The sequence below is a fragment of the Microbacterium sp. CBA3102 genome (genome assembly GCF_007954505.1).
GTDB classification, from domain to species: Bacteria; Actinomycetota; Actinomycetes; order Actinomycetales; family Microbacteriaceae; genus Microbacterium; species Microbacterium aurugineum.
Window position 1 is genome coordinate 3,377,734 of the sequence record NZ_CP042412.1, and the last position, 11,971, is coordinate 3,389,704.

Below are 11,971 nucleotides of genomic sequence, written 5' to 3' on the forward strand. Positions count from 1 at the left end.
TCGTGGGCGGCGGGTCTTCGTCGAAGGATACGGATCAGACGTCGAGTCCGACGGGGACGGCGGCTTCCGTCCCGGGGATGCCCTCCTGCTGCGCGCGCTTGTCCGCCATCGCGAGCAGACGACGGATGCGGCCGGCGACGGCATCCTTCGTCAGGGGCGGATCGGCGTGGTGACCGAGCTCGTCGAGGCTGGCGTCGCGGTGTGCGAGACGAAGCTCACCGGCGACCTTCAGGTGATCGGGCACCTCGTCGGCCAGGATCTCCAACGCCCGCTCGACACGCGCGCATGCGGCCACGGCAGCCTGGGCGGACCGACGCAGGTTGGCGTCGTCGAAGTTCACCAGGCGGTTGACACCGGCGCGGACCTCACGTCGCTGACGCAGCTCTTCCCATGCGATGGCGGTCTTCTGCGCGCCCATCTCGTTGAGGATCGTGCGAATCGCCTCACCCTCACGCACCACGACCCGAGGCATGCCCCGCACTTCGCGCGCCTTGGCGGCGACACCGAGACGGTGGGCGGCGCCGACGAGTGCCATCGCCGCTTCCGACGAGGGGCAGACGACCTCGAGCATCGCGGATCGACCGGGCTCGCTCAGGGACCCCGCCGCCAGGAACGCGCCGCGCCAGAGACCGGCGACCTCGGCGCGAGAGCCGGTGGTGAGGCGGTTCGGAAGCCCGCGCACGGGGCGACGGCGCTGGTCGAGGAGACCGGTCTGGCGCGCGAGGGTCTCGCCCTGGGCGATCACACGGACGGCCCACCGTGCTCCGTCGTTCGCGGTGCTCGACTGCACCTGCGCGATCTCGGGGCGCACTCCGTAGATCTCGGCGAGGTCTCGCGCGACGCGACGTGCGAGCGTCTCAGCGTCCACCTCGGCTTCCACGGCCACGCGACCGGCGATCGAATGCAGACCACCGGCGAACCGGAGGATCGCGGTGACTTCCGCAACCCGCACCGTCGGGGGTGCGTTGCGGATGCTGACCAGCTCGGCCTTGACGTCGGTGGTTAGTGCCACGACACTCCTTCACGTTCACGCGTCGGATCGCGACGCAAACGTCCAGCTTACTCGGCCGGAAGGCTCGCTACTCTCGGCCGAGATCCCGGTGACGGACGCTCACGGCGACGCCGGGGACGGCGGCGAGCCTGCGCGCAAGCTCTTCCGACATCGCGACCGAGCGGTGCTTCCCCCCGGTGCAGCCGATCGCGATCGTCGAGTGACTCTTGTTCTCGCGCTGGTATCCCTCCAGCACCGGCACCAGCGCCGACGAGTAGGCATCCAGGAACTCCGTCGCACCCTCGCGGGACAGGACGTACTCCCTGACCCGTTCGTCCTGGCCGGTGAGACCGCGCAGCTCCTCATTCCAGAACGGATTCGGCAGGAACCGCATGTCGGCGACGATATCGACGTCGGTCGGCAGCCCGTACTTGAAACCGAAGCTCAGCAGGGTGACGCGGTGACGGGCTTCCCCCTCTTCCGAGAAGATGTCCGAGACCTGGGTCGCCAGCTGATGGATGTTCAGCGTGGACGTGTCGATCACCATGTCGGCGCCCTCGCGGATCGGGGCCAGCCGGGTCCGTTCGACACGGATGCCATCGAGCAGGGTACCTTCGCCCTGCAGCGGGTGCGGGCGTCGGACGGACTCGAACCGTCTCACCAGCACATCATCGGAGGCATCGAGGAACAGGACCCGCACGGAGCCGCGCGAGCGCAGGGCACGCGCCACGCCGGGGAAGTCGTCGAAGAGATTGCGGCCGCGCACATCGACGACGGCAGCGACCTTCGGCAATGCGGTGCCGCCCATGTCGGTCAGGTCGAGCAGAGGGCGCAGGATCTGCGGCGGAAGGTTGTCGACCACGTACCAGCCGAGATCTTCCAAAGCGTTCGCCACGGTGGTCCGACCCGCGCCAGACATCCCTGTGACGATGAGGAACTCGCCCTTTTCCTCGTCAGCCATTACTCAGTGCTCCCTCTCCCCCTCGGACTCCAGCCTAGCGAGTGGACAGGTGCGTGTGGATGTTCTGGGCGAGCACGGGGCCGATTCCCTGGACTTCTTCGATCTCCGCTGGTGCGGCCGCACGGAGCGCGGTCACCGAGCCGAAATGCTTGAGCAGCACCTTGATCCGTGAGCTGCCGAGTCCCGGCACTTCTGCGAGCACCGAACTGATGTCGTTGCGCCGTTTCTTGCGCTGATGCGTGATCGCGAATCGGTGTGCCTCGTCACGCAGTCGTTGCAACAGATAGAGGGCCTCACTCGTGCGAGGCAGGATGACGGGGAAATCGTCTCCGGGCAGCCAGACCTCTTCGAGGCGCTTCGCGATTCCACAGACCGCGATCTCGGTGTGCCCCGCGTCGCGGAGTGCTCGTGCTGCGGCCTCCACCTGGGGCTGCCCGCCATCGACCAGCAGAAGCTGGGGTGGGTAGGCGAAGCGGGGCTTGCGACGCACCGTCGCTGCGCCGACGTCCTCGGACACGACCTCTTCGGTCGTCGGGTCGACCACCTCGGACTCCTCTTCGGGACGGTCGAGGTAGGCCAACCGCCGACGGAGCACCTGGTACATCGAATCGGTGTCGTCCGTGGTCTCGGCGATGTTGAACGACCGGTACTGGTCCTTGCGCGGCAGCCCGTCTTCGAAGACGACCATCGACGCGACGACATTCGTCCCTCCGAGGTGCGAGATGTCGAAGCACTCGATCCGCAGCGGGGCTTCGTCCATGCCGAGCGCTTCCTGCAGGTCGGTGAGGGCCTGGGTGCGGGCGACATAGTCTGTCGTGCGTCGAGTCTTGTGCCGGATCAGCGCCTGTTGCGCGTTCAATGTCGCCGTGCGCATCAGGTCGGCGCGCTGGCCGCGCTGGACGACGGCGATCTCGACTCTCTTGCCGCGTCGCTCGCGCAACCATGTCTCGAGTTCCGCGGCGTCGTCGGGCAGTGTCGGAACCAGGATGCGACGAGGGACGTCTTGCGCTTCACCGTATGCCTGCTGCAGCACCTGCTCGACGAGCTCGCCACTGGAGATGTCGATCTCCTTCTCAATGGTCAGCGCGCGCACACCGCGCACTCGGCCGCCGCGGATCACGAAGTGCTGCACCGCGGCGGAGAGCTCGTCCTCCGCGATGCCGAACAGATCCGCGTCCTCGTCCGCGGGCAGCACGAGCGCGCTCTTCCCCAACACAGCCTCGATCGCGGAGAGCTTGTCGCGGTACTTCGCCGCGGCCTCGTAGTCCATCGCCGCGGATGCAGCCAGCATCCGCTTCGTGAGTTCCCGGGTGAAGCGCTCATCACCGCCGGCCATGAACGCGACGAAGTCGTCGACCATCGCGCGATGCTCCTCGATGCTCACCGTCATCGAGCACGGGCCACCGCACTTGCCGATCTGTCCGGGGAAGCAGGGTCTGCCCGTCTGCATGGCGCGCCGGTAGCTGGAGTCGCTGCAGGTGCGGATCGGAAACGCCTTGATCATCAGATCGATCGTCTCGTGCACCGCCCAGACCTTCGGGAACGGACCGAAATACCGTGCTCCAGGAATCTTCCTGTTTCGGGTGACGATCACGCGAGGTGCCTCGTCCGCGAGCGTCACCGCCATGAAGGGGTAGGACTTGTCGTCCTTGTAGCGCACGTTGAAGGGTGGATCGAACTCCTTGATCCACATGTACTCGAGCTGCAGGGAGTCGACATCCGTGGAGACGACGGTCCACTCGACGGAGGCCGCCGTGGTGACCATCCGTCGAGTGCGCTCGTGCAGCGTCCGCAGGGGCGCGAAGTAGTTCGAGAGCCGTTGACGCAGGTTCTTCGCCTTGCCGACGTAGAGCACGCGCCCGGCGGCATCCCGGAAGCGATACACACCGGGGTCGGTCGGGATCTCCCCCGGGCGCGGCTTGTACGGCAGCACGTCGGCCATCAGCTGGCCTTCCGCGCGGCGCGCCCCTCACCCAGGATCTCGCCGAGGAACAGACCGGTGTGGCTCTCCTCGACACGCGCGATCTGCTCCGGGGTGCCCGTGGCCACGATCTGACCGCCGCCGGAACCGCCCTCGGGGCCGAGGTCGATCACCCAGTCGGCGGACTTGATGACATCGAGGTTGTGCTCGATGACGATCACGGTGTTGCCCTTGTCGACCAGACCGTTCAGGACCTCGAGAAGCTTGCGCACGTCTTCGAAGTGCAGGCCCGTGGTCGGCTCGTCGAGCACGTAGATGCTGCGTCCGTTGCTCCGGCGCTGCAGCTCGGTGGCGAGTTTGACACGCTGCGCTTCCCCGCCCGAGAGTGTCGTCGCCGACTGCCCCAAACGCACGTAACCGAGCCCGACGTCGACGAGGGTCTTCATGTAGCGGTGGATGGCCTGGATCGGCTCGAAGAACTCGGCCGCCTCCTCGATCGGCATCTCGAGGACCTCGGCGATGTTCTTGCCCTTGTAGTGCACCGCCAGGGTGTCGCGGTTGTACCGCTTGCCGTGGCAGACCTCGCAGTCGACGTACACGTCGGGCAGGAAGTTCATCTCGATCTTGATGGTGCCGTCGCCGGAACAGGCCTCACAGCGGCCGCCCTTGACGTTGAAGCTGAAGCGGCCGGGCAGATACCCGCGGACCTTCGCCTCGGGCGTCTCGCTGAACAGGGTGCGGATGCGGTCGAAGACGCCGGTGTACGTCGCCGGGTTCGATCGCGGGGTGCGGCCGATCGGCGCCTGGTCCACGTGCACGACCTTGTCGAGGTTGTCGAGTCCCGTCACGCGCGTGTGCTTTCCCGGAACCGTGCGGGCACCGTTCAACCGAGAAGCGAGCACCTGGTAGAGGATGTCGTTGACGAGCGACGACTTTCCGGAACCGCTCACGCCGGTGACCGCGGTGAGCACGCCCAACGGGAAGTCGGCTGTGACGTTGCGGAGGTTGTTCGCCCGCGCACCGACGACACTCAGCATCCGCTTCTTGTCGATCTTGCGACGCTTCGTCGGCATCGGGATCTCGCGGCGGCCGGAGAGATACTCCCCCGTCATCGACGCGCTGTCGTTGAGCAGAGCCGAGTAGGGGCCCGAATGCACGACTTCGCCGCCGTTGACGCCGGCACCGGGTCCGATGTCGACGACCCAGTCCGCCGCTTCGATCGTCTCCTCGTCGTGTTCCACCACGATGAGCGTGTTGCCGAGATCGCGCAGCGTGAGCAGGGTCTCGATCAGGCGACGGTTGTCACGCTGGTGGAGTCCGATGGAGGGCTCGTCGAGCACGTAGAGCACGCCGGTGAGGCCGGAACCGATCTGCGTGGCCAACCGGATGCGCTGCGCCTCACCACCGGAGAGCGACCCCGCCGAGCGGCTGAGATTGAGGTACGAGAGCCCGACCTGCAGCAGGAAGTCGAGACGAAGCCGGATCTCACGCAGAACCTGCGCAGCGATCTTCGCCTCGCGGTCGGTGAGGGTCAGCGTCTCCATGAACGCGCGGGCGTCGGCGAGGCTCAGGTGCGAGACCTCTGCGATCGAGTGGCCGTGGACCTGGACGGCGAGCACCTCGGGCTTGAGCCGGTCGCCGTCGCAGACCGGGCACGGCACCTCGCGGAGGTATTCGCCCCACCGGTTGCGCTGGTTGTCCGACTCCGCCTGCAGGTACTGCCTCTCGATGTAGGGCACAACGCCCTCGAAACCGGAGGCGTAGCGCATCTCACGCCCGTAACGGTTCTTCCACTTGACGGTGACCTTGTAGTTCTCCCCCCGCAGCACGGCGTCCTGCACATCGGAGTGGAGCTCGCGCCAGGGCGTGTCCAACGAGAAGTCGAGGTCACGCGAGAGCCCTTCGAGAAGGCGCTCGTAGTACTGGAACAGACCCTTGCCCTGGGTGGTCCACGGGATGATGACACCCTCACGGATCGAGAGGTCTTCGTCGCCGAGCATCAGGTCGACGTCGACGGACATCCGGGTGCCGAGGCCGGAGCACGCGGGGCAGGCACCGAACGGCGCGTTGAACGAGAACGTGCGGGGCTCGATCTCGGTGAGGGTGAGCGCGTGCCCGTTCGGACACGCCAGCTTCTCGGAGAACGTCTGCCACGCGTCGTCGCCCTCGCCGTCGACGTAGTTGATCTGCACCACTCCCCCGGCGAGCCCGAGTGCGGTCTCGACGGAGTCGGTGACGCGACCGAGGATGTCATCGGAAGCCACGAGGCGGTCGACCACCACGGCGATGTCGTGCTTGTAGCTCTTCTTGAGCGTCGGCGGTTCGGCGAGCTGGATCAGTTCCCCGTCGACGATCGCACGGGAGTACCCCTTGGCACCGAGTTCGCGGAACAGGTCGACGAACTCACCCTTCTTCTGCGAGACGATCGGGGCGACGACCTGGTACCGGGTGCGCTCGGGCAGCTCCATGAGCTGATCGGCGATCTGCTGCACCGTCTGACGCTGGATCCGCTCACCGCACTCGGGACAGTGCGGGACCCCGATGCGCGCCCAGAGGAGACGCATGTAGTCGTAGATCTCGGTGATGGTGCCGACGGTCGACCGCGGGTTGCGGTTGGTGGACTTCTGGTCGATGGAGACCGCCGGGCTCAGCCCCTCGATGAAGTCGACGTCTGGACGGTCGACCTGACCGAGGAACTGGCGCGCATAGGCGCTCAGCGATTCGACATAGCGACGCTGCCCCTCGGCGAAGATCGTGTCGAACGCGAGACTGGACTTCCCCGACCCGGATAGGCCGGTGAACACGACCAGAGAGTCGCGTGGGATGTCGATGTCGACGTTCTTGAGATTGTGGACGCGGGCACCGCGGACACTGAGTTTTCCTGAGGAAGCAACGGGGACGATGGGCACCCGACAAGTCTACGAGGGGCCACCGACATCGGCTCCGCTGGAGCGTCCCGCGACCTCTTCCGTCGCCGACGCGGGTCGAGGCGAAAGCGATGACGGGTCAGCCGAGCTCGGGACGCCGCCCTGCGAACGGGCTGAGGCCGTCCCTGAGTGCCGCGATCTCGTCGACGTCCATACCCACCGCCTCCATGACTCGACGAGGGACGTCGACGGCTCTCTCGCGCAGGGCCGCCCCCGCCGTCGTCAGCGTGATCTCAAGGCGTCTCTCGTCCTCAGTGCTGCGCTGCCTGGCCACCAGCCCCTCAGATTCGAGCCGCTTGACCAGAGGCGATGCCGTGGCCGGTTCGAGTGCGAGGTCGACCGCCAGCTCATTCAACGTGCGCGGGGCCCTCTCCCAGAGCGCGAGCATCACGAGGTACTGCGGATGCGTGAGACCCAACGGCTCCAGGATCGGTCGGTAGAGGGCGACGACATTGCGCGCCGCGGTCACCAGCGCGAAGCACAGCTGGTTCTCCAACTTGAGCAGGTCATCGGTCGCCGTCACAGGGGAAACTATACATCCGCGCTAATCATTAGTACACTAACCAACATGGCAAAGGACTCCGACCGCCCGCCCCTCCGAACGCGAATCCGCGAGGCAGGGGGCGTCTACTCCTGGGTGAACACGAACCTGATCCGGTTCGCCGGCCCCGCCTCGGTCGGTCCGTACGAGAAGACTCCTCCGCCCAGCCCTGCGGAACGAGCCGAACGGGCATGTCCGCTCTGCGGGGCACCCATGACGCTGCACACGATCGACCGTTCCGGGCCGAAACCGCTCGTGCACTGCCCCTGATGTCAGTCCGTCTCCGGCGTCGCCACGGCTGACCCTGTCGACTCCCGCGCGACGTCGAGCCAGAACATCAGCTCGTCGTCGTCTTCGATCACACCGGGCACGACGTCGAGCCAGCCTGAGCTCATCGTGCGTGATCCCATCACCGCGCGCGCGACTCCCTGTCGGGTGAGCAGCGTCGCCCCGCTCTCGTCATCGACCCGCACCAGGAGGACGCCGCCCGGTCGCGCTCCCAAGAGGATGCGGCCGTCGTCGAGGAAGGCCCGCGTGCCGAACATGCGCCGCTCCTCGATCTCGACGTCGGCGCTCAACAGTGCCCTGATCCGGTCGGCGAGTTCGTCTCCTGCTGCATCCATCGATCCCCGCCTCGCTTACGCGTGTCCCGCGCGCTCCATCGCGCGAAGCTCCTTCTTGAGGTCCTGCACCTCGTCGCGCAGTCGCCCCGCGAGCTCGAACTTCAGCTCGGATGCGGCCGCGAGCATCTGATCCGAGAGATCTTGGATCGTGGCCTCGAGCTGCTGGGCACCTTCGGCGGCGATGCCGGTCCGACGAAGGCTCGGCGTCGGCGACTTGCCCTTGCCCGACGCGCGACCACGACCCGACAGCATCTCTGCAGTGTCGGCACCTTCGCGTGCCAGCACCTCGGTGATGTCCGCGATGCGCTTGCGGAGCGGCTGCGGGTCGATGCCGTTCTCCTTGTTGTACGCGATCTGCTTCTCGCGACGACGGTCGGTCTCCTCGATGGCCTTCGCCATCGAGTCGGTCATCTTGTCGGCGTACATGTGCACCTCACCCGAAACGTTACGAGCGGCACGCCCGATCGTCTGGATCAGTGAGGTTCCCGAACGGAGGAAGCCTTCCTTGTCGGCGTCGAGGATCGCCACGAGCGAGACCTCGGGAAGGTCGAGGCCCTCTCGGAGCAGGTTGATGCCCACGAGCACGTCGTAGACCCCCGACCGCAGCTCGCTGAGCAGTTCCACACGACGCAACGTGTCGACGTCGGAGTGCAGGTAGCGCACCCGCACACCGTGCTCGCCGAGGAAGTCGGTGAGCTCCTCGGCCATCTTCTTCGTCAGGGTGGTCACGAGCACGCGTTCGTCGCGTTCGACGCGGAGGCGGATCTCTTCGAGCAGGTCGTCGATCTGCCCCTTCGAGGGCTTGACGACGATGTGGGGATCCACCAGCCCGGTCGGACGGATGATCTGCTCGACGACGCCGTCAGCGATCCCCATCTCGTACTTGCCGGGGGTGGCCGACAGATACACGGTCTGACCGATCCTGTTCTTGAACTCGTCCCAGCGCAGCGGACGGTTGTCCATCGCGCTCGGGAGGCGGAACCCGTGGTCGACGAGGGTGCGCTTGCGGGAGGCATCTCCCTCGTACATCGCCCCGATCTGCGGCACCGTCACATGCGACTCATCGATCACCATGAGGAAGTCGTCGGGGAAGAAGTCGAGCAGCGTGTGCGGCGGCTCCCCCGGCTCGCGACCGTCCATGTGCCTCGAGTAGTTCTCGATCCCCGAGCAGAACCCCAACTGCTGGAGCATCTCGAGGTCGAAGGTGGTCCGCATGCGCAGACGCTGCGCCTCGAGGAGCTTGCCCTGCCGTTCGAACTCCGCCAGACGCTCCTCAAGCTCGGCCTCGATGGTGCCGATCGAACGCTGAATCACATCGGTCCCGGCCACATAGTGCGAGGCGGGGAAGATCGGCACGGAGTCGAGCTTCTCGATGACTTCACCGGTGAGCGGGTGGAGTGAGTACAGCGCTTCGATCTCGTCTCCGAACAGCTCGATCCGGATGGCGTGCTCTTCGTAGACGGGGATGATCTCGATCGTGTCGCCGCGGACACGGAAGTTGCCGCGGGAGAAGTCGACGTCGTTGCGGTTGTACTGCATGGCGATGAACTGCCGGATGAGTGCATCACGGTCATAGCGCTCCCCCACCTGCAGTGCCACCATCGCCCGGAGATACTCTTCGGGCGCACCGAGACCGTAGATGCACGAGACCGTGGAGACCACGATGACGTCGCGTCGGCTGAGCAGCGAGTTCGTCGTCGAGTGCCGGAGCCGCTCGACTTCGGAGTTGATCGACGAGTCCTTCTCGATGAAAGTATCCGTCTGCGGCACATAGGCCTCGGGCTGGTAGTAGTCGTAGTAGGACACGAAGTACTCGACCGCGTTGTTCGGCATCAACTCACGGAACTCGTTCGCGAGCTGCGCGGCCAGGGTCTTGTTGTGCGCCAGCACGAGCGTCGGACGCTGCACCTGCTCGACGAGCCATGCGGTGGTCGCCGACTTTCCGGTACCTGTCGCTCCGAGCAGCACGACGTCGGTCTCCCCCGCATTGATACGTGCCGCGAGTTCGGCGATCGCTTGCGGCTGGTCTCCGGCCGGCGCGTACTCGCTGATGACCTCGAAGGGGCGGACGCTGCGCGTGGGTTGCATGACTCCAGCGTATGCCGCCCCTCCGACATCGAGGCCGTGAGCGGCGGACTCGACCTCGAACGGAGAGAGACGCGGGGATCAGGAAGACCGGTGAACGCCCGGAGCGCCACGAAGGACCGAGATGGCGGCGAGAGCCGCGGCCGCGCACATCACGATGACGGCCGCCACGAACCATCCCCAGCTCGCGCCCACGAACACGAGGCCGAGCATCCATCCGAACAGGCTGGATCCGGCGTAGTAGGCGAAGTAGTACAGGGACGACGCCTGGGCCCTGCTGCCGGGGGTGGCCGCGACCGGTGTCCACCCCGAGGCGATGGCATGGGCTCCGAAGAAGCCGCCCGTGAAGAGCACGAGCCCCAACAACACCAACACCGCGACCTGCGCCAGCAGCAGCACGGCGCCCACAGCCATGACGCCGATCGAGGCGAGCAGCACGGGGAAGCGTCCGCTCCGCGAAGCGAGCACGCCGGCCCACGGCGAGGACACCGTGCCCGCGAGGTAGGCGAGGAAGAGCATCGTCACCAGCCACGCCGGCAAGTCGAACGGCTCTGCCGCGAGGTGGAAGCCGAGGTAGTTGTAGACCGCGACGAACGCTCCCATCAACAGGAATCCCTGCGCGTACAGCGCCCACTGGCGAGGAGATCGCAACGGACCACGGAGCTTCTCGAGGATGCCCGGGCCCCGGTCCGCACGCAGTCGTCCGGGGACGAATCCTCGGGCGCGGGGGGTGAGCCAGAGGAAGAGCACCGCGGCCACCGCGCACATCACGGCGACGGCCAGGACCCCGGCCCGCCATCCGGCCACTTCGCCGACGATCCCCGCGCCGATCCGGCCGAGCAATCCACCCACTGTGGTGCCCGCGATGTAGCTGCCGGCCGCGGCAGCAGCGTAGCCCGCCTCGACCTCCTCACTGAGATATGCGAGAGCCACAGCGGGGACCGCCCCCAACGCCACTCCCTCCACGAACCGCAGGGCGAGCAGAGCGAAGATCTCGTTGCTCAGCGGTGCCGAGAGACCGACGACGGTGGCCGTGAGCACACCTGTGGCCATCGCAGGTACGCGACCGATACGGTCCGCCACCATCGACCATGGGACCACGGCCAGCGCCAGGCCGAGGGTGGCAGCCGACACGCTGAGGGCCGCCGTCGCCGGGCTGACCGAGAGGTCGGATGAGATCTGCGGCAGCACGCCCTGCGCGGAATAGAGTTGCGCGAAGGTCGCGATGCCCGCGAAGAACAGACCGACGATGAGACGCCGATACTCACGTGAACCACGCGCGTGACCGGAGAAGGTCACTGGGCGCTGATCCGCTCCCAGAGAGCGTCCGTCTGCTCACGAGTCCGCTCGAGGGTATCCGACGTGTCGATCACGACGTCGGCGATGGCGAGTCGCCGATCATCGGACACCTGGGCATCGATGCGGTCCTGCGCCGCACGTTCGTCCAAGCCTCGCAGTTCGACGAGTCGACGGCGTCGAATGGCCGACGGCGCGTGGGCGACCACGATGAGATCCCACGGATCGTCCACTCGGGCCTCGACCAGGAGAGGCACGTCGTACACGACGACGGCGTGCGGATCACCGGCGAAGGCATCGTCGAATCGACGCTGAGACTCCTCGCGCACCGCGGGATGCACGATCGCGTTCAGCTGAGAGAGGAGCTCGGGCTCTCCGAAGACCCGCGAACCGAGGGCAGTGCGATCGAGCGCGCCGTCCCCGCCGATGACCTCGGTGCCGAAGGTCTCCGCGATGCGATCGAGCACCGCCGAGCCCGGAGCCTGCACGTCGCGCACGATCTGATCGGCGTCGACGACGATCGCGCCGTGCTCCGCTAGACGCCGGGCGATGGTCGACTTCCCGGAGGCGATACCACCGGTGAGCGCGATGAGAGGCATGACGCCAGTCTAGGGTTCGCCCGATTG

The 11,971-nt window shown here is 66.7% G+C and carries 10 protein-coding genes; 1 reads left to right on the plus strand and 9 read right to left on the minus strand.

Annotated features, from left to right (window positions below; all coding sequences use genetic code 11):
- Positions 1-34: 34 nt before the first annotated feature.
- The 5 genes from whiA to FGL91_RS16300 all read right to left on the minus strand — a co-directional run bounded on the left by whiA (position 35) and on the right by FGL91_RS16300 (position 7,323).
- On the minus strand, positions 35-1,012 hold the full coding sequence (whiA, locus tag FGL91_RS16280) for a DNA-binding protein WhiA (RefSeq protein ID WP_017830285.1): 978 nt from the start codon (positions 1,010-1,012) through the stop codon (positions 35-37).
- A 67-nt stretch (positions 1,013-1,079) separates the two neighbouring features.
- Positions 1,080-1,952 (minus strand): RNase adapter RapZ, encoded by an 873-nt coding sequence (rapZ, locus tag FGL91_RS16285; RefSeq protein WP_047524029.1) that lies wholly within the window; start codon positions 1,950-1,952, stop codon positions 1,080-1,082.
- Positions 1,953-1,986: 34 nt separating this feature from the next.
- Positions 1,987-3,894, minus strand: coding sequence for an excinuclease ABC subunit UvrC (gene uvrC / locus FGL91_RS16290; protein ID WP_153244351.1), 1,908 nt, complete (start codon positions 3,892-3,894; stop codon positions 1,987-1,989).
- A complete protein-coding gene (gene uvrA, locus FGL91_RS16295; RefSeq protein ID WP_047524031.1) occupies positions 3,894-6,782 on the minus strand; it encodes an excinuclease ABC subunit UvrA in 2,889 nt (962 codons plus the stop codon). The genes uvrC and uvrA overlap by 1 nt, the downstream gene beginning before the upstream one ends.
- Before the next feature lie 97 nt (positions 6,783-6,879).
- Positions 6,880-7,323, minus strand: coding sequence for a MarR family winged helix-turn-helix transcriptional regulator (locus FGL91_RS16300; protein WP_153244352.1), 444 nt, complete (start codon positions 7,321-7,323; stop codon positions 6,880-6,882).
- Positions 7,324-7,368: 45 nt separating this feature from the next.
- Between FGL91_RS16300 and FGL91_RS16305 the strand changes: the two genes are divergently transcribed.
- Entirely contained in the window at positions 7,369-7,611 is a 243-nt protein-coding gene (locus tag FGL91_RS16305) for a hypothetical protein (RefSeq protein ID WP_081997077.1), read from the plus strand.
- A 2-nt stretch (positions 7,612-7,613) separates the two neighbouring features.
- On the opposite strand, the gene FGL91_RS16310 is transcribed toward FGL91_RS16305, so the two are convergent.
- From FGL91_RS16310 to coaE, 4 genes are all read right to left on the minus strand, one after another.
- The gene (locus FGL91_RS16310; protein WP_227991682.1) at positions 7,614-7,964 is read right to left on the minus strand and encodes a TfoX/Sxy family protein; all 351 of its coding nucleotides are present in this window, start codon (positions 7,962-7,964) and stop codon (positions 7,614-7,616) included.
- 15 nt (positions 7,965-7,979) lie between these two features.
- A complete protein-coding gene (gene uvrB / locus FGL91_RS16315; protein WP_153244353.1) occupies positions 7,980-10,052 on the minus strand; it encodes an excinuclease ABC subunit UvrB in 2,073 nt (690 codons plus the stop codon).
- 78 nt (positions 10,053-10,130) lie between these two features.
- A complete protein-coding gene (locus FGL91_RS16320) occupies positions 10,131-11,348 on the minus strand; it encodes an MFS transporter (protein ID WP_153244354.1) in 1,218 nt (405 codons plus the stop codon).
- Complete coding sequence (coaE, locus tag FGL91_RS16325; RefSeq protein WP_153244355.1) at positions 11,345-11,944, minus strand: dephospho-CoA kinase; 600 nt, start codon at positions 11,942-11,944, stop codon at positions 11,345-11,347. Before coaE ends, FGL91_RS16320 begins: the two co-directional genes overlap by 4 nt.
- Between the last annotated feature and the right edge of the window lie 27 nt (positions 11,945-11,971).

Coding starts and splice junctions, on each gene's coding strand:
- uvrC (WP_153244351.1), bottom strand. CDS start 3,894: ATGGCCGACGTGCTGCCGTACAAGCCGCGCCCGGGGGAGATCCCGACC.
- coaE (WP_153244355.1), bottom strand. CDS start 11,944: ATGCCTCTCATCGCGCTCACCGGTGGTATCGCCTCCGGGAAGTCGACC.
- FGL91_RS16305 (WP_081997077.1), top strand. CDS start 7,369: ATGGCAAAGGACTCCGACCGCCCGCCCCTCCGAACGCGAATCCGCGAG.
- FGL91_RS16310 (WP_227991682.1), bottom strand. CDS start 7,964: ATGGATGCAGCAGGAGACGAACTCGCCGACCGGATCAGGGCACTGTTG.
- rapZ (WP_047524029.1), bottom strand. CDS start 1,952: ATGGCTGACGAGGAAAAGGGCGAGTTCCTCATCGTCACAGGGATGTCT.
- uvrB (WP_153244353.1), bottom strand. CDS start 10,052: ATGCAACCCACGCGCAGCGTCCGCCCCTTCGAGGTCATCAGCGAGTAC.